General features: G+C 46.1%; 13 protein-coding genes. 9 read left to right on the top strand and 4 right to left on the bottom strand.

Annotation, left to right across the window (positions count from 1 at the left end):
* Positions 1-174 precede the first annotated feature (174 nt).
* The 6 genes from AYW76_RS04860 (at position 175) to AYW76_RS04835 (ending at position 7,895) form a co-directional block, all read left to right on the top strand.
* Positions 175-1,428: a sarcosine oxidase subunit beta family protein gene (locus AYW76_RS04860; protein ID WP_067032035.1), complete on the top strand. Its 1,254-nt coding sequence runs from the start codon at positions 175-177 to the stop codon at positions 1,426-1,428.
* Positions 1,429-1,443: 15 nt separating this feature from the next.
* Complete coding sequence (locus tag AYW76_RS04855) at positions 1,444-1,728, top strand: sarcosine oxidase subunit delta (protein WP_067032031.1); 285 nt, start codon at positions 1,444-1,446, stop codon at positions 1,726-1,728.
* Positions 1,729-1,739: 11 nt separating this feature from the next.
* Complete coding sequence (locus tag AYW76_RS04850; RefSeq protein ID WP_067032028.1) at positions 1,740-4,763, top strand: sarcosine oxidase subunit alpha; 3,024 nt, start codon at positions 1,740-1,742, stop codon at positions 4,761-4,763.
* On the top strand, positions 4,756-5,421 hold the full coding sequence (locus AYW76_RS04845) for a sarcosine oxidase subunit gamma (RefSeq protein ID WP_067032025.1): 666 nt from the start codon (positions 4,756-4,758) through the stop codon (positions 5,419-5,421). The genes AYW76_RS04850 and AYW76_RS04845 overlap by 8 nt, the downstream gene beginning before the upstream one ends.
* Positions 5,422-5,487: 66 nt before the next feature.
* On the top strand, positions 5,488-6,354 hold the full coding sequence (purU, locus tag AYW76_RS04840; protein WP_067032022.1) for a formyltetrahydrofolate deformylase: 867 nt from the start codon (positions 5,488-5,490) through the stop codon (positions 6,352-6,354).
* A 161-nt stretch (positions 6,355-6,515) separates the two neighbouring features.
* The gene (locus AYW76_RS04835; RefSeq protein ID WP_067032019.1) at positions 6,516-7,895 is read left to right on the top strand and encodes an L-serine ammonia-lyase; all 1,380 of its coding nucleotides are present in this window, start codon (positions 6,516-6,518) and stop codon (positions 7,893-7,895) included.
* 87 nt (positions 7,896-7,982) lie between these two features.
* Here the strand turns inward: AYW76_RS04835 and AYW76_RS04830 are convergent, their stop codons facing one another.
* The 4 genes from AYW76_RS04830 to AYW76_RS04815 all read right to left on the bottom strand — a co-directional run bounded on the left by AYW76_RS04830 (position 7,983) and on the right by AYW76_RS04815 (position 11,472).
* Positions 7,983-8,447, bottom strand: a complete 465-nt coding sequence (locus tag AYW76_RS04830; protein WP_067032016.1) for a MarR family winged helix-turn-helix transcriptional regulator — start codon at positions 8,445-8,447, stop codon at positions 7,983-7,985.
* 155 nt (positions 8,448-8,602) lie between these two features.
* Positions 8,603-9,922 (bottom strand): TRAP transporter large permease, encoded by a 1,320-nt coding sequence (locus AYW76_RS04825; protein ID WP_067032013.1) that lies wholly within the window; start codon positions 9,920-9,922, stop codon positions 8,603-8,605.
* Complete coding sequence (locus AYW76_RS04820) at positions 9,915-10,418, bottom strand: TRAP transporter small permease (RefSeq protein ID WP_067216506.1); 504 nt, start codon at positions 10,416-10,418, stop codon at positions 9,915-9,917. Before AYW76_RS04820 ends, AYW76_RS04825 begins: the two co-directional genes overlap by 8 nt.
* 19 nt (positions 10,419-10,437) lie before the next feature.
* On the bottom strand, positions 10,438-11,472 hold the full coding sequence (locus AYW76_RS04815) for a TRAP transporter substrate-binding protein (RefSeq protein ID WP_067216502.1): 1,035 nt from the start codon (positions 11,470-11,472) through the stop codon (positions 10,438-10,440).
* A 302-nt stretch (positions 11,473-11,774) separates the two neighbouring features.
* Between AYW76_RS04815 and AYW76_RS04810 the strand changes: the two genes are divergently transcribed.
* From AYW76_RS04810 to AYW76_RS04800, 3 genes are all read left to right on the top strand, one after another.
* A complete protein-coding gene (locus AYW76_RS04810) occupies positions 11,775-13,340 on the top strand; it encodes an acyl CoA:acetate/3-ketoacid CoA transferase (RefSeq protein WP_067216500.1) in 1,566 nt (521 codons plus the stop codon).
* 18 nt (positions 13,341-13,358) lie between these two features.
* Positions 13,359-14,567, top strand: coding sequence for a thiolase family protein (locus tag AYW76_RS04805; protein WP_067216496.1), 1,209 nt, complete (start codon positions 13,359-13,361; stop codon positions 14,565-14,567).
* A 173-nt stretch (positions 14,568-14,740) separates the two neighbouring features.
* Entirely contained in the window at positions 14,741-15,505 is a 765-nt protein-coding gene (locus tag AYW76_RS04800; protein WP_067216493.1) for a crotonase/enoyl-CoA hydratase family protein, read from the top strand.
* The last annotated feature ends 9 nt before the right edge of the window (positions 15,506-15,514 follow it).

The raw sequence follows: 15,514 nt of genomic DNA, 5'->3' as shown, positions 1-15,514 counted from the left end.
TAAGATGACGTCGCTTTTGAAATGTTGTTTCAATGATTGAAATGACAGGAAGAGAAAATCACCGCAGTGAAAGAGCAAGTAAAAGCGCTTTGCGCCGACTACCCAGTCTATCGCTAGTATTACCACTTTGTAATGCAGTCCTCAGAAGGGCTGCCATGATAAGGAGCTGACACAATGCAGCAGTATTCCGGATTTGGCTTGTTAAAGCACAGTCTAAGCCATCATGAAAATTGGCAGCGGGTTTGGCGCAACCCGACACCGAAAAAGAAATACGATGTCATCATCGTCGGTGGTGGTGGTCACGGTTTGGCCACGGCCTACTACCTAGCGAAGCAGTTTGGCGTAACTAACGTTGCTGTTATCGAGAAGGGTTATTTAGGTGGTGGTAACACCGCTCGTAACACAACGATCGTTCGTTCTAACTACCTTTGGGACGAATCTGCTCACCTATATGAGCACGCAATGAAATTATGGGAAGGTCTTTCTCAAGATCTTAACTACAACGTAATGTTCTCTCAGCGTGGTTGTCTAAACTTGGGCCACACGCTACAAGACATGCGTGATATCGAACGTCGTGTAAACGCTAACCGTTTAAACGGTATCGATGGCGAAGTACTAGACGCGAAGCAAGTAAGCGAAATCGTACCAATCCTAGATTGTTCTGATAACGCTCGTTACCCAGTTATGGGCGCTTCTTGGCAGCCACGTGCGGGTGTTGCTCGTCACGATGCGGTTGCTTGGGGCTTTGCTCGTGGTGCTGATATGCACGGCGTTGATTTGATTCAACAAACAGAAGTAACGGACTTCATCATTGAAGACGGTACTGTAGTTGGTGTTAAAACTGACCGTTACGGCGACATCAAAGCAGATCGCGTTGGTTGTGTTGTTGCAGGTCACTCAAGTGTTATGGCTGCGAAAGCTGGCTTTGAACTGCCACTAGAGTCTCACCCGCTACAAGCATTGGTATCTGAGCCGATCAAACCAATCCTAGACACAGTTGTAATGTCTAACCATGTACACGGTTATGCATCTCAATCTGACAAAGGTGACTTGGTAATCGGTGCCGGTATCGACAGCTACGTAGGTTACGGTCAGCGTGGTTCTTACCCAACGATCGAGCATACAGTTCAAGCGATTGTGGAAATGTTCCCAATCTTCAGCCGTGTACGCATGAACCGCCAATGGGGTGGTATTGTTGATACATGTCCTGATGCTTGTCCGATCATTTCTAAAACACCTGTTAAGAACCTTTTCTTCAACTGTGGTTGGGGTACAGGTGGCTTTAAAGCGACGCCAGGGTCTGGCAACGTATTCGCTGCTTCTTTGGCGAAAGGTGAAATGCATGAGATGGCTGAGCCATTCTCAATGTTCCGATTCCACAACGGCGCGCTTATCGATGAGCACGGCGCAGCTGGTGTAGCACACTAACGGGAGATTTAGTTCATGTTTTATATTTATTGCCCTTACTGTGGTGAACACCGCGAAGAAGAAGAGTTCCATAACCACGGCCAAGCTCACATTGAGCGTCCAGCTGATCCAGACTCTTGTACAGATGAAGAGTGGGGGAACTACATGTTCTTCCGTAAGAGCCCTAAAGGCTTACACCATGAAATCTGGGATCATGTAGCGGGCTGCCGTAAGTTCTTCAACGTTACACGCGATACAGTAACGTATGAAATTAAAGAAGTTTACAAAATGGGTGAGCAACCTAAAGTAGTTGCGGAGTAAGGGAGCGGATCATGTCTCAAAAAAATCGTCTACAAAGCGGTGGCCGAATTGACCGTTCTAAGCCACTTACTTTTACCTACAATGGTAAGCAGTTCGAAGGTTTCGCCGGTGATACACTAGCGTCAGCATTGTTAGCAAACGGTGTTGATATAATTGGCCGTAGTTTCAAATACAGCCGTCCACGCGGTATCGTTGCAGCGGGTGCTGAAGAGCCAAATGCTGTCATGCAGCTTGGTGCAACTGAAGCGACTCAAGTACCGAACGTTCGTGCAACACAGCAAGAACTTTTCTCTGGTCTTGTTTCTGGTTCAACGAACGGTTGGCCAAGTGTTGATAACGACATTATGGGTCTTTTGGGTAAAGTTGGCGGCAAGATGATGCCTCCAGGTTTTTACTACAAAACCTTTATGTACCCTGCAACTATGTGGGAAACATACGAAAAAGTTATCCGTAAAGCGGCGGGTCTAGGTCGTTCTCCAAATGAATACGATCCAGATACGTACGACAAAGTTAACCAGCACGCCGATCTAGTAGTAGTCGGTGCGGGTCCTGCTGGTTTGATCGCTGCGTTGACCGCGGCTCGTGGCGGCGCTCGCGTAATCATCGCGGACGAACAAAACGAATTCGGTGGTAGCCTATTAAGCAGCAAAGAAAGCGTTGACGGCAAAGCAGCAGGCGCTTGGGTTGCAGGTGTTGTGAAAGAGCTTGAAGCGAACGAAAACGTAATCGTTCTTCCTCGTTCTACTGTTAACGGCTACCACGATCACAACTTCTTAACGATCCACCAGCGTATGACTGATCACATTGCTGATCGCGCGCCTAATGGTCAGGTTCGTCAGCGTTACCACCGTGTGCGTTCGAAGTGGGTTGTATTGGCTACTGGTGCACATGAGCGTCCATTAGTATTTGGTAACAACGATGTTCCAGGTTGTATGGTAGCGAACGCTGTTTCTACTTACATCAACCGTTACGGTGTTGTACCAGGTAACGAACTTGTTCTGATGACAACGAACGATAATGCATACCGTACAGCGATTGACTGGCACGATGCAGGTCGTAAAGTACAAGCGATCGTTGATACGCGTAAGAACCCAACAGGTGCACTTGTTGAAGCAGCGCGTGAGCGTGGCATCACTGTAATGACGGGTTCTGCAGTCATCGATGTTCAAGGTAGCAAGCGTGTAACGGGTGTATCGGTTGCACCAATCAGTGAAGACGGTTCAAAAGTAACAGGTTCTGTTAAGAAACTGAGTGCTGATACAGTGGCTTCATCTGGTGGCTGGAGCCCTGTTATCCATCTATCTTGTCACACTGGTTCTAAGCCAGTTTGGAACGAAGATGTACTTGGCTTCCTACCTGGTAAAACAGTACAGAAGCAACTTACTGCAGGTGCGATCAACGGTACATTTAATACCGCTGGTGCGCTTGAAGAAGGTAAAAAAGCAGGTCTTGAAGCATTGTCTAAGCTAGGTCTTAGCGCAGTTGAAGTAGAAGTTCCAGCTACAACTGAAGTGAAAGAATCTAAAGCAATGGCGTTGTTCCATGTGCCTCACACGAAACCAACGTCTCAAGCACCTAAGCAATTCGTTGACTACCAAAACGACGTAACTGCAGCGGGTATCGAACTTGCTTGTCGCGAAGGTTTTGAGTCAATCGAACACGTTAAACGTTACACAGCAATGGGCTTTGGTACTGACCAAGGTAAATTGGGTAACATCAACGGTATGGCTGTTGCTGCGAAAGTTCTTAACCAGACGATTCCACAAACTGGTACAACGATCTTCCGCCCTAACTACACGCCAATCACATTCGGTGCGATCGCAGGTCGTGACTGTGGTGCGTTGTTTGATCCTGAGCGTTACAGTGCAATGCATAAGTGGCACTTAGAGAACGGTGCTAAGTTTGAGGATGTAGGCCAATGGAAACGTCCTTGGTACTTCCCGAAAGCTGGCGAATCAATGCAAGAAGCGTTGAACCGTGAGTGTTTAGCGACTCGTGAGTCCATCGGTATCCTTGATGCATCGACGCTAGGTAAGATCGATATCCAAGGTAAAGATGCGCGTGAATTCTTAGGTCGCGTATACTCGAATGCTTGGGCGAAACTACCTGTAGGTAAGTGTCGTTACGGTCTAATGCTGAAAGAAGACGGCATGGTATTTGATGATGGTGTTACATCTTGCCTAGCTGAAAACCACTTCTTGATGACAACGACATCTGGCGGTGCTGCAACGGTTCTTAATTGGCTAGAATTCTACCATCAAACAGAATGGCCAGAACTAGAAGTGTACTTCACTTCTGTGACTGATCATTGGGCGACGATGACGATCTCTGGTCCGAACAGCCGTAAGCTGCTTGAAGAATTGATTGACGGTGATGTTGACGTTTCTAAAGATAGCTTCAAGTTCATGGATTGGAAGCCAATGTCTGTAGCGGGCGTTCCAGCTCGTGTATTCCGTATCTCGTTCACTGGTGAGTTGTCTTTCGAGATCAACGTACAAGCGAACTACGGTCTGCATGTTTGGGAAAAACTGTTCGAACATGGTGCTAAGTACGATTTGACGCCTTACGGTACTGAAACAATGCACATCCTTCGTGCAGAGAAAGGTTTCATTATCGCAGGTCAAGATACTGATGGCTCTGTTCACCCGTACGATTTAGGTATGGGCTGGGCTGTTTCTATGAACAAACCATTCAGCTTTATCGGTAAGCGTGGTATGCAGCGTGAAGACTGTGTACGTGCGGAACGTAAGCAAATGGTGGGTATTAAAACGATTGATCCAAACGTTGTATTGCCAGAAGGTGCTCAAGCTGTATTTGACCCAACTGCGTCAATTCCAATGCCAATGGTTGGTCACATTTCTTCTAGTTACTGGAGTGCGTGCTTAGGCCGTTCTGTAGCCCTAGGTTTTGTGAAAGGTGGCTTAGACAAGATGGGTGAGAAAGTTTACTACCCACTTGTAGATGGTCGTATCGTTGAAGCAGAAATCTGCAGCCCAATTTTCCTAGATCCAAAAGGGGAACGTCAAAATGTCTGATGTTAAACAAGAAGCAGCAACTGTGGCACCAACTGTAGCCGTTATGGATCAGTTGCCAGATGCTTCAATCCAAGGCCAGTCACCTCTGTTTCATGCTGACCTAGCGACTGTTGCTAAAAACGGCCCGAAAACAGGTGGTGTGACATTCAAAGAAGAAGCGTTGATGGGGCAAATCACGCTACGTTTGAATGCTGAAAACGCTGAGCAACTAAAAGCCGCAGAGAAGGCGTTGGGCGTGGCTTTGCCAACTCAACCGCTAACGTCTGTAGTGAAAGGCGAAGTATCGGTTCGTTGGATGTCTCCAGACGAATGGTTGATCGTTGTTCCTGGCTTGAAAGCCTTTGAAGTAGAGTCTGCACTGCATGCAGAGCTAAGTGGTCACTACCAAGTAGTGAACATCAGCGGTGGTTGGACAATCTTTAAGCTTTCTGGTGCGAATGTTGTGGATGTATTGAAAAAATCTACTATTGTAGATGTACACCCAAGTGTATTCCCAGTGGGTAAGGTTGTATCAACAACTTTCGCCAAGAGCTCTGCGATCATTCGCCGCTCAGGTGAAAGCGAGTTTGAATTGGTAGTTCGCCGTAGCTTCTCTGACTACCTATGGCTTTGGATTCAAGACGCAAGTCGTGAATTCGGCCTTGTAGTCGAAGCTTAAGCTTAATACTGCCCCCATAATAGGCCGACCTTTTAGGTCGGCCTTTTTTTCCTAAGAGAACTTCCTATGAAAGCAACTACAAAACCATGGATTTTCACCGCTAGCTGTCCCAGCGTTATTGGTACTGTTGACGTAGTCACAGGCTACATGGCAGAAGCCGGTAATTACATTGATGAAATTCATTCTTTTGACGATCGCGAAGCCAATCGTTTTTTCATTCGTGTTGAGTTTTACCCTCAATCTGCGGATTTTACGGCTGATGAATTTACTGCAGAATTCACGTCTCGTTCGAAGCAGTTTGAAATGGAATGGGAGCTAACACCACCAAACCATCGCCCTCGTGTTGCAATCATGGTTTCCAAGTACGATCATTGTCTTAATGATCTACTGTATCGTTACCGTACAGGTCAGCTAAACATTGAAGTGCCAGTTATTATCTCTAATCACCCTGATCTTGAGTCTCTAGCGCAGTGGCATAATATTCCTTACTACCACTTGCCAATTACCGCCGATACCAAACCTCAGCAAGAAGCTCAAATCCGTGAATTGATCGAACAATACGATGCGGAACTGGTTGTTTTAGCACGTTATATGCAGGTTTTGTCTTCTGAAATGTGTCAGTACCTTGACGGTCGTGCGATCAATATTCACCACTCATTGCTTCCTGGTTTTAAAGGTGCTCGCCCTTATCATCAAGCGTGGGAAAAAGGCGTGAAAATGGTCGGTGCAACGGCTCATTACGTAAATGACGACCTTGATGAAGGTCCAATCATCTCTCAAGGCATCCAAACAGTGGATCATGCGCATTATCCAGAAGATTTAGTCGCAAAAGGGCAAGACGTTGAACGCGTTACATTGTTTAATGCCATCAAGTGTCATGTTGAAAAGCGCGTTTTCTTAAACGGTAAGCGCACGGTTGTATTTGGTCGTTAAGATTATTTAAAAAATTATTTCTACTTACCGTTCTGGTTATACCCATTTAACCATGTCGTACATAGTTAAGACGGGGTCGAGTGAAGTACCTCGATCCCGTTTTATTATGGCTATTCTTATACATCTATCTACTTCCTAGATTGGAATTTTCTGGAGGCTTTATGTCTATCAGTGTATTTGACCTATTTAAAATCGGCATTGGTCCTTCGAGTTCACATACAGTTGGTCCGATGGCGGCAGCTGCTGACTTCATTGATGCTTTGACACAGAAGAAAGTAACGCAAGACACATCGCGTGTTGTCTGTGATCTTTATGGCTCTTTGAGTGCAACAGGTATCGGTCATGGTACTGACAATGCAGTGATCATGGGGTTAATGGGCGAACGTCCTAGCCGAATCGATCCTGAAAGTGTTTTGGGTCGTATTGAAACGTTAAAAGCAAGCAGTCGCCTAGTGCTGTCGGGCGGTCATGAGATCGATTTCGTTTGGGATCGCGATATGCTTCTTCTTGAAGAAGTCCTACCGTACCATCCAAATGCAATGCGTCTGACGGCATACGATGCGTCTGAAAACGTATTGTATCAAAACACTTATTACTCTATCGGTGGCGGTTTCGTCATCGATGAAACAGAAGCGACACATGTTGCTCACGTTGTTCCACAAGTTGATGTCCCGTACGACTTCAATAATGCTGTTGAGCTGTTGAACCTTTGTAAATCAAGTGGCCTAAGTATCAGCCAGTTGATGATGGAAAATGAGAAAGTATGGCGTACTGAAAAAGAAGTGCGTGATGGCCTGATGGACATCTGGGGTGCGATGAAAGAGTGTATCGCTAATGGGCTTCATAAAGAAGGTCTGTTACCGGGTGGCCTGAATGTTCGTCGCCGTGCCATGAGTCTGCACAAGTCATTAATCCGTGCGACACGTCCAAATATCATCAGTTCAACGTTAAGTGCAATGGATTGGGTTAACCTCTATGCATTGGCGGTTAATGAAGAGAACGCTGGTGGCGGCCGTATGGTCACTGCACCAACAAATGGTGCGGCAGGTATTATTCCAGCGGTATTGATGTATTACATGGAATTCATGACCAACCCGACAGAAGAAAATGTCGTTGATTTCTTCCTTGCGGCGGCTGCAATTGGTGCGTTGTGTAAGAAGAATGCTTCTATTTCTGGTGCCGAAGTAGGTTGTCAGGGTGAAGTCGGTTCAGCGTGTGCTATGGCCGCAGCAGGTCTATGTGAAATTCTAGGCGGTACACCTGAGCAAGTTGAAAACGCAGCGGAAATCGGTTTAGAACACAATCTAGGTCTAACATGTGATCCTGTAGGTGGTTTGGTTCAAGTACCTTGTATTGAACGTAATGCGATTGCGGCCATGAAAGCAATTAACGCTACACAGATGGCTTTACGTGGTGATGGTCAGCATTTTATCTCATTGGATAAAGTGATCCGCACGATGCGTGATACAGGTAAAGACATGCAAGACAAATACAAAGAAACCTCCCGTGGAGGTTTGGCGGTAAACGCTATCGAGTGCTAATCCTCTGACAGGGATTAAAAAACCCCTTGTGACGCATGTCGCAAGGGTTTTTTTTATGTGGCGATTTTAAAGCTCGAAAGCCAGTGACTAAAGTGATTTATGAGCCAGACGTTCAAGCATATCAAGCAACCATTGTTTTTCCTTGTCGCTCTCTAAGCACTTAGCCATTTCGTTCTCGTAACAACTTACGCGCTCGACTGCATTGGCAAAAAAGGCGGTGCCTTCTTCCGTCATAAATAAGGCATAAGAGCGGCGGTCGTTTGCGGCGGGACGACGTTCCAGCAGTTTTTTGCCTTCTAGCTTGTCAACCGCAGCGACCATCGCGGAACGATCGTTACCAAGCGCCTGCGCAACAGCCGTTTGAGTAAGGCCTGGGTTACGATCAACAATAGCAAGTACCGCGAATAACCCTGGGCTGATGCCTAAATCGTCACACACTTCACCGAACTTCGCGAAAAAATTCATTTGAGCACGGCGCAAGCGATAACCTAAAAACTCGTCTAGTACTCCAAAATCAATGTTTTGATCCGACTTTTTTGGGTGATCTTGCATGTGTAGGGTTCCTAACGCTGTCTAAATTAAAGCCTTGTATTGTATACCAACGCATGAGTTTGGTGAAAGGTATAACAGTTGTTGACATTATCAAGTTTAAGAAAAGGGCTCCAATTAGGGAGCCCTTAAATCGACTTGCAGCGATTGATTTTAAACTAACCTATAGCGTGTACTAGCCAGAGTGTAATGCCAGGGAACATGACCAGTAATGCCACCCGTACACAGTCTGAAATTAGGAACGGAACGACCCCTTTGAAACATTCTTTAAGAGGCAGCGTATTATCAAAGGACTTGATAATAAAAATGTTCATCCCAACTGGCGGGGTTATGAGGCCCACTTCTACTACCACCAGCGCGATGATGCCGAACCAAATGCCTAAGTCAGCAGTTGGAATGCCAAAGTCCATCGCCATAATGATTGGAAAGTAAATCGGGATTGTCAGCAAGATCATTGCCAAACTGTCTAGAAAACATCCCATAATCAAATAGGTCACCAGCATGAGCACTAAAATAGTGTACGGCGATAAACCTGAGTTCGTCAGAATATCGACGCCCACATCGGGTAGTTTAGACAGGGCGATGAACACACTGAATAAATCGGCTCCTAACACGATAAAGAAAATCATCGCTGAGGAAATTGCAGTGCGGATCAAGCTCGCCATGAAACCATCTAAGCGCATTTTACCATGAGTAATCGCTAGGATAGCCGTTAGTACAACGCCTACCGATGCAGCTTCTGTAGGCGTGAAAAAACCCAAGTAGATGCCACCTAAAACGATCAAAAAGATGATCGAAATATGCCAAACGTTGCGCGTTGATTTGAACTTTTCTGCCCAAGTCGTTTTTTCACCACGAGGTCCAGTGTTAGGAAACATTCGTACGTAAATCGCGATGGTCAGCATGTAACCGCCCGCCGCTAGAAAGCCAGGTATAAACGCCGCCATAAACATTTTAGAAATGTTTTGCTCGGTTAGAACAGCGAAGATTATCAGAACCATAGAGGGCGGTATTAAAATACCCAGCGTACCACCCGCTGCCAGAGCCCCTGCTGCTAAGCTTCCGGAGTAATTTAAGCGGCGCATTTCAGGTAAGGCTACTTTCCCCATTGTTGAAGCGGTTGCAAGTGAAGACCCACAAATGGCACCAAAGGCAGCACAGCCTGCAACAGCGGCCATTGCTATGCCTCCTTTTTGTCGTCCAACCCATGTATTACAGGTACGGAACAGCTCTGTGGTAATACCTGAGCGAGTAGCTAGTTCCCCCATTAATAAGAATAAAGGCACCACAGATAGATCGTAGGTTGAGAATTTCGCAACCGAGGCGGTCCCTAAGTACTCCATCAAAGCAGGCATTCCGCCGATAGAGGTATAACCAATGGCCCCACACACAAGCATTGCCAAAGCAATAGGGATGCGAATACTCATTAATACGAGTAACAACGCCATCATTAAAAATGCCAGTTGGATATCACTCATTGTGCTCTCCCGAATTGCGTGAAAATAACTGCAGCGCACCGCATAACGCGCACAAGCTAAAACAGATCACGCCTACAACATACACCCACCATATTGGCAGCTCGAGAATCATTGTCTGTTCATAGTAGTCTTTGGATTCGATACCACTCAGTGTCATGCGATAAGCAAACAACGCGCAAACTAAGGTAAATAGAAAGTGCCCAACATTGTCTAAAAAGCGAATCGTGGCAGGGCGGCACCCACTTGTGAATAAATCTACAATGACGTGCCCCTGCCTTAGATAGCATTCCGGCAGAAAGAGAAAAACAGAGATCGCTAAACCGACCTCAGTTAACTCATAGTTGCCTTCAATGGATTGACCAAGGAATGTTCTGCCTAGGATGCTAGCGACCGTAATGATCGCTAGCGACAGCATGATTAGACCACCTGTAAGGGCAAATGCCTGTGATAAGCGCATCATTCCCTTAGATACAACTTGTGTCATAGATTGAGTCATGCCAAATACCTATGTCGGCTTACATTGCTTCGTATTTTTTAACGAGTTCACGTGCTTTGTCTAACAAACGTTGACCGTCGTAATCATCGTCGTTCATATCTTCAACCCATTGTTCGGTAATAGGCTCTAACTTTTCTTTCCAACGATCGTATTCTGCCCCTTCGATATAATCAAAACTATTACCTTCTTTGACTGCATAGTCGCGCGCTGTGATTTCGTAGTTATCCCAAAGCGTTCCTAGGTGGCCTGCTAGTGCGAGCCCTGAGTTATCATCAATGACTTTTTGTAGATCCGCTGGTAGGTCGTTGTAGACATCTTTATTCATGGCAAAAATGAAAGTGTTGGTATACAAGCCGCGATCACCTTTGAATTCGGTATGGTGGTCAACGAGCTCGTAAATTTTCATGGGAAGCACCACTTCGTATGGCAATACCGCAACATCTAATACACCTTTTGAAATAGCACTGGCCATTTCCGTTACCGGCATAAACGTTGTGTTTGCGCCTAAAGAGCGAAAAGCATTATTCATAATCTTGTTTGGTGCGCGAACTTTCATGCTTTCGATGTCTTCAAGCTTTTTGATGGCTTTGTCACGTGAGTGTAGAGATCCCGGAGCGTGAGTGTGCATAGCAAGCAAGTGCACATCTTCCATTTCATCTTGCATTTCTGTTTGGGCATATTCTTGTAATGCCAAACTGGTCGCTTGAGCCGTGCCTGGAATAAAAGGTAGCTCAAATACAGTTGATTTAGGGAATCGTCCAGGTGTGTAACCAGTCACTGTCCAAGTGATGTCTGAGATCCCTTTGCGAACTTGGTCAAACAGTTGAGGTGGCTTGCCCCCTAATTGCATGGCTGGGTAAATTTCAATATCAATGCGGCCATTGGATTCTGCCTCAACTTTTTCTGCCCAAGGCTCTAAGAATTGAGCATGTGCCATCGCCATTGGCGGTAGCATATGGTGTAGCTTGAGCGTGAACTCTGCTTCAGCCATAGCGTTTACGGAAAGTACTGTGCCTGCAATTAAGGCTAAGCCTTTGCGTCCTAGATACTTCATTTTCCACCTCACATTGTTTTTTTTATAAGAGTCTTAATGGTTTTTGTTTCGGCTGAGCGTATTAACGACGGCCGATTTATACATTTTTTGCACATATTGTTGAGCATTTCAACAATATGGCTCATAGAATTTTCCCACCCCCTATCCGAAAAAAAGATACCGCCTTGAATTTGTAGAAGACTTATTAATATATAGCAAAACTATTTGTAAAAATAATTGTTGTGTAGTACAACAAAAGGCAATCTACATCATGTCGTAGAATTTTTATACACCGGAACAATGCTAAAAATAGAAGGTGAAACATGAGCAAGGTGATATCTCTAGAGCAGGCGGCAAGCCTAATCAAAGATGGCGACTCGGTTGCTTGGTCGACCATAGGTATGTCTTATTTCGCAGAAGCGGTAGCTAGCCAATTAGAAAAGCGTTTTTTAGAAACGGGCTACCCGAAAAACTTAACCCTGATCCATGATTGTGGTTGTGGCGATGGCAAAGACGCAGGTATGTCTCATCTTGCTCACGATGGTTTGGTTAAGCGACTGATTTCGGGTCATACCGGACAGGCGCCACGCATGGCAGGCATGATTGTTGAAGACAAAATTGAAGGCTATCTATTACCTCAAGGTGTCTTAACCACTATGTGGCGTCAAATTGCAGGCAATAAACCGGGTGTCATTACGAAAGTGGGTATGGGGACGTATGTAGACCCTCTAATCAGCGGCGGAAAAGTGACCTCTAAAGCCAAGGAAGATCTTGTTAAACGCATCGACATTGAAGGCGAAGATTGGCTGCTATACAAAACCTTTCCGTTAGATGTTGTGGTGATTCGAGCTACGACGGCAGATGAAAACGGCAACCTTTCAGTTGAAGAAGAGGCCATGCTCGGAGAAATCCTACCGATGGCGCAAGCGGCGCGTAACCGTGGCGGTATTGTCATTGCGCAGGTTAAATACTTAGCCGAAGCAAAAACCATCAAACCGAAAGAAGTCAAAGTGCCGGGGGTACTAGTCGATTACGTTACGATTGCACCACCGGAACAACATAAGCAAACCATTACCACGGATTACAATCCAGGTCTTGCAGGTAATGCTCGTGTTCCTCTAAATGCTATTCCTCCTGTTCCGTTTGGTGAACGAAAAATCATTGCTCGTCGTGCGGCCATGGAGCTTTACGATAATGCCATCGTAAATCTTGGTATTGGTATGCCTGATGGTGTGGCGTCGATCGCAGCGGAAGAGAATGTCGCGAGCCGCTTTATGCTGACAACAGAATTGGGAACTTACGGCGGCATCCCTGCCTCAGGCGGTGATTTCGGTGCGGCGTGGAATCCAGAAGCGATTATTGAACACGAAGCGCAATTCGATTTTTATGATGGTGGTGGTCTGGATATCGCTTTCCTTGGCTTGGCGCAGGCCGATCAAAACGGCAACCTCAATGTCAGTAAATTTGGCCCAAAAGTGGTTGGGCCAGGTGGTTTTATCAATATTTCGCAGACCGCTAAAAAAGTTGTGTTCTGTGGCACCTTGGTTAATGGCGCTAAATTGTCCTTGGAAGGTGGCAAGTTAACGGTTCTAGAAGAAGGGCGAACTCGAAAATTTGTCGAGCAAGTGGATCACGTTACATTCAGTGGTGAATTTGCGCGAGAAAATGATAAGCCCGTGTTCTTTATTACAGAACGCTGTGTTTTAGAGCTACGCAAAGAAGGCATGGTATTAACAGAAATTGCACCAGGGCTGGATCTTGAAAAAGATGTATTAAGCGTGATGGACTTCAAACCGATCATTGCTGATGACTTAAAAACCATGCCTGAAGCCATCTTCCAGCAGCAGTGGGGTGGTTTGGGTGACTACATGGCCAGCACTGTAGAATAACAAAAAAGGGTGACTAAAATGACAATGCAAAATGTTGAGATTCCGTACGGTGCTTACTGGAGTACGCCGTTTACAAAATGGCAGGGCTCATTGCAGCACTTGCACTCCATGAAGTTTGCTGCACACGTGGCAAAACAAGAATTAGCAAAACGTTCAATTGATCCGACGGTGTTCGACTCGGGTGTATTGGGTATGACCATCAACCAATATCAGTCTTTCAATGGTGCTCCTTGGCCTTTGTATGAAATTGGCGCGGTGCACACACCAGGTCATGCAGTGAATCAGGTATGTGCGACCGGTGCACGGGGATTGTTTGCAGCCGCCTCTGAAGTGATGTGTGGTATGGCCAATGTGTCTTTGTTGATGAGTGCTGACCGTTGCTCGAATGGACCGCATATTTTTTACCCTAATCCTGCAGGCATTGGTGGTTCAGGGCAGTCTGAAGATCAAGTGGTTTACAACATGATGAATGATTGTGTTGGTGGCCACTCTATGATGCAAACTGGTGAAAACGTAGCGCGACGTTTTGATATTACCCGTGAAGAGCTTGATGCGGTGACATTGCGTCGCTATGAGCAGTACCAAGAGGCGTTGAAAGATGAGCAGGCGTTCCAAAAGCGCTTTATGACGTTACCGCTGTCTGTGCCAACCCCCAATTTTAAGAAAGAAGCCTGTGTCATCACTGGTGATGAAGGTGTTTTTCCAACGACGGCGGAAGGCTTAGCTAAGCTTAAGCCGGTCGTAGAAGGTGGGGTGATTACCTTTGGAAATCAAACGCATCCAGCTGACGGCAACGCGGCTATGGTTGTGTGTCATGCTGATAAAGCTCAAGAGTTGTCCAGTGATCGCTCTATTAAAGTCGAAGTATTGGGGTTTGGTCAGGCGCGTGACGACTTAGGTTATATGCCTGCTGCACCGATCGAAGCTTCGAAACGTGCTCTGAAAATGGCAGGTATTAGTATTGACCAAGTGGATGCGATCAAGACTCATAATCCCTTTGCAGTAAATGATGTGGCGCTAGCTAAAGCCTTGGACATCGATGTGATGAGCATGAACAACTACGGTTGTTCGCTGATCTGGGGGCACCCTCAGGGGCCGACGGGTTTACGTGCCATGATTGAAATGATCGAAGAGCTTACCCTGCGGGGCGGGGGCTACGGCTTGTTTACTGGCTGTGCAGCGGGTGATACAGGTATGGCAACCGTGATCCGAGTATCGGATCGTTAGACTAAATTCCGTCTCCAGTTTAGCCACACTTGGGTGTGGCTTTTTTTTGCAAAAAAGTTAAATGGTTGTGTTTGACATTTGTTTAGTTATACAACTATTATGTTTTTAAATAATAGACGAACTGCTTATTAAGGCACCTCAGCCCATAAACATAACAACATAGAGGTAAGCGAATGACCCCTTATCAATTCATCGAATTTTCAGTAGACAATGGCATCGGCCATCTTCGACTGAACCGACCTGCCAAGAAGAATGCCATCAACGATTCTCTATGTTTAGAGATCGAACACGTGTTCATTAACCTTTCTGATGACGTTAATGTCATTGTCTTTTCTGGCGCTGGCCCTGAGTTCTGTGCGGGCTTAGATCTAAGCGAACATAAAGCTCGCGAACCATTTGAAGTGGTTAAGCATTCCAATATGTGGCATCGAGTGTTTGGTCACATCCAAAACTCAGGCATTCCTGTTGTGGCCGCTATGCAAGGTGCAGTGATTGGGGGGGGTCTTGAATTGGCCATTTGTGCCCATGTTCGTGTAACGGAAAAAGGCACGTACTTCCGTTTACCTGAAGGTCGTCATGGCATCTTTGTGGGTGGCGGAGCCTCGGTTAATGTGGCGCGTGTAATTGGCGCCAGCCGAATGACTGAAATGATGTTAACCGGTCGAGATGTGGATGCTGAGGAAGGCTATCGTATCGGTCTCGGTCATTATGTCGTTGAAAATGGTGCCTCTTTGGATAAAGCGATGGCGTTGGCAGCCAGCATTGCGAAAAACTCAAAATACTCTAACTGGGCCATGACCACTGGTCTTAACCGCATCGACAGCATGTCCGCTGACGATGGTCTTTACACCGAATCACTGATTTGTGGCATCACTCAAACCAGTGAAGAAGTCAAAGCGCGCATTGAGTCATTTTTGAATCGTAAGAAAAGCCAATAATTCCTCGGA

The sequence above is a fragment of the Marinomonas gallaica genome (assembly GCF_001639745.1).
GTDB classification, from domain to species: Bacteria; Pseudomonadota; Gammaproteobacteria; order Pseudomonadales; family Marinomonadaceae; genus Marinomonas; species Marinomonas gallaica.
The sequence above is the reverse complement of the archived record's forward strand: the minus strand, read 5'-3'. Positions and strand labels throughout refer to the sequence as shown.